The following is a 2,672-nucleotide window of genomic DNA, read 5'->3' as shown; positions in this document are numbered from 1 at the left end:
CCGGGCACTGGCCGCACACACTGGCCATCCAGCCCGGCGGGGTCGCACGCGGGGTCGATGCCGAGGCCTGCCAGCGCCTGAGCGGTATTCTGGCCGGTGTTCGGGCTGATCTTGAAAACAACCTGTTTGGCGTCTCGCTCGAAACGGTTGTGGAACTGGCGGACTGCACGGCCCTGCACACATGGCGCCAGCATGGCGGGGCAAGCGATTTCGGCCTGTTTCTAGACATTGCCGAAACACTCGAACTCTCCACACTGGGCCGGGCCTATGATCAATTCCTGACCTGCGGCGCATGGCCCGGCGGGCGCGACCCCCATAACCCCGCCCCGCTCTGGCCCGCCGGGATCGTGGCGGACGACGCGGTGCTGCCCTTCACCGCGCAGGACATTACGGAAGACCACGCTTTCGCCCATCTGCGCGACCATGAGCGCGTGCACCCGCCCGCTGAAGGCACAACCGTGCCCCACCTGCGCGATGGCACGGCCTATACATGGTGCAAGGCCCCGCGTCTGGCCGGGCGACCATTCGAGACCGGGGCCATAGCCCGGCAGCTTGTGCGCGGCCAGCCGCTGATCCGCGCTCTGGTCGCGCGCGATGGCGGCACCGTGTTTTCACGCGTGATGGCACGCCTGATCGAAATGGCCGCCCTGCCGCTGCTGATGGAGCGCTGGGTGCACCAGCTTGAACCGGGTGCACCATGGTGCGTGCCACATGGCACGCTGGCCAATGGCCAGTCCACCGGGTTTACCGAGGCCGCGCGCGGCACGCTCGGCCACTGGCTGCACGTGGAAAACGGGCATATCGCGGGGTATCAGATCATTGCCCCGACAACATGGAACTTCTCCCCGCGGGATGCGCAGGGCGTGCCCGGCCCGCTGGAACGCGCACTGGAAGGCGCGCCCGTAAGACCCGGCGAGCATACGCCTTTATCCGTGCAGCATATCGTGCGCTCGTTCGACCCCTGCATGGCCTGCACGGTGCACTGATGCGCGCCACCGAGCGGATGACCGTCACCGGCAGCGTGCAGGGGGTGGGATTTCGCCCCTTTGTATGGCGCAAGGCGCACGCCCTTGCTCTGGCAGGGCAGGTACGCAACCGGGGCGACCATGTGGAAGTACTTGCCACCGGCACCAAAGCCCAGCGCGACAGCCTGATGGACGCCCTGCGTGAAGGCCCGCCCCACGCCCATGTGGATAGCGTAACCCGCACGCCAGACCAACGGTTTTTTACCGGGTCCTTTACCATCGCCACGAGCGAGGCGGGCGCATTGCACAGCGGCATTGTGCCAGATCTCGCACTCTGCCCCGCCTGCCGCGCAGATATAAACACCCCCGGCACGCGGCGCTGGCGGTACGCCCTGACCTGCTGCGCCGATTGTGGCCCACGTTTTTCCATTGTTACCGGTTTTCCCTATGACCGGGCCAACACCACCATGGCCCCGTACACCCTGTGCCCTGCCTGCCGGGCAGAATACGAAAACCCGGCGGACCGGCGCTTTCATGCCGAGCCAGTGGCCTGCCCCGCCTGCGGGCCACGCCTGCGCTACACTGGCCCCGCCACACCGGGAGAAGACCCGCTGTACAGCGCCGCCCGCCTGCTGCGCTCAGGCGGTATTCTGGCCATAAAAGGCACGGGTGGGTATCATCTGGCCTGTCTGGCAACAGATACCGCCGCCATTGCCACCTTACGCGCGCGCAAGCACCGCCCCACCAAACCTCTGGCCGTGATGGTGGCTGATACAGCCGCCGCAAGCGCCTTTGCCGCCCCCAGCGCGGCGGAACTGCATCTTTTACACGATGCCGCAGCCCCGATTGTAACCGTGCGCACAACCGCTGCCCTGCCAGAAAGCCTTGCCCCCGGTCTGGACCGCGTGGGCCTGATGCTGGCCTATACGCCGCTGCACGCCCTGCTGCTGGCACAAATAGGCCAGCCACTGGTCATGACCAGTGGCAACCGCAGCGGTGCGCCACAGGTCATTGAAGACGCCGAGGCCCTGCACGACCTCGCAGGCATAGCCGATGGCTGGCTTTACCACGACCGCCGCATTGCCCGGCGGCTGGATGACAGCGTGTGCGCCATTGTCGCGGGCCACACCATGACCCTGCGGCGCGGACGGGGGCTGGCTCCCCGCCGCCTGCCCCTGCCCGCAGGCTTTGAAACCCTCCCCCCCGTGCTAGCCATGGGCGGAGACCTGAAAGCCGCCTTCTGCCTGACACAGAACGGGCAGGCCCTGCTATCGCACCATCTGGGCGACCTACAGGCACAGGGGGTGGAAGAAACTGCCCGGCAGGCATTGGCGGATTATCGCACCCTGTTTGGCCTGACCCCCGCCCTTGTCGCGGTTGATGCCCACCCCGATTACATCAGCCACCGCCTTGGGGCAGCGCTCAGCCAGCAGATGGCACTGCCGCTACACACGGTCTGGCACCACCATGCGCATATTGCCGCCTGCATGGCCGAGCATGGGCTGGGGCCTGACACCGCCCCCGTAATCGGTCTGGCGCTGGATGGCACGGGCCTTGGCCCAGATGGCACGGCATGGGGGTGCGAGGCCCTGCTGTGCGACTACCGCACGGCCTATCATGCCGGGCGGCTGGCGCGCGTCCCCATGCCCGGCGCAGACCGCGCAGCGCGTGAGCCATGGCGGATGCTGCTGGCACATCTGGACACAG

At 67.1% G+C, this 2,672-nt stretch carries 2 protein-coding genes; both read left to right on the top strand.

Annotated elements, in window-relative coordinates; genetic code table 11:
• A partial coding sequence (locus tag JCM25143_RS14845) for a nickel-dependent hydrogenase large subunit (RefSeq protein WP_025861794.1) occupies positions 1-986 on the top strand: 986 nt, incomplete at its 5' end.
• On the top strand, positions 986-2,672 hold a 1,687-nt coding region (gene hypF, locus JCM25143_RS14840), incomplete at its 3' end, for a carbamoyltransferase HypF (protein ID WP_025861793.1). The genes JCM25143_RS14845 and hypF, both read left to right, overlap by 1 nt.

Source organism: Acetobacter papayae JCM 25143, from assembly GCF_000613285.1.
Taxonomy (GTDB): Bacteria; Pseudomonadota; Alphaproteobacteria; order Acetobacterales; family Acetobacteraceae; genus Acetobacter; species Acetobacter papayae.
This window is presented reverse-complemented; position numbering and strand designations above follow the sequence as displayed.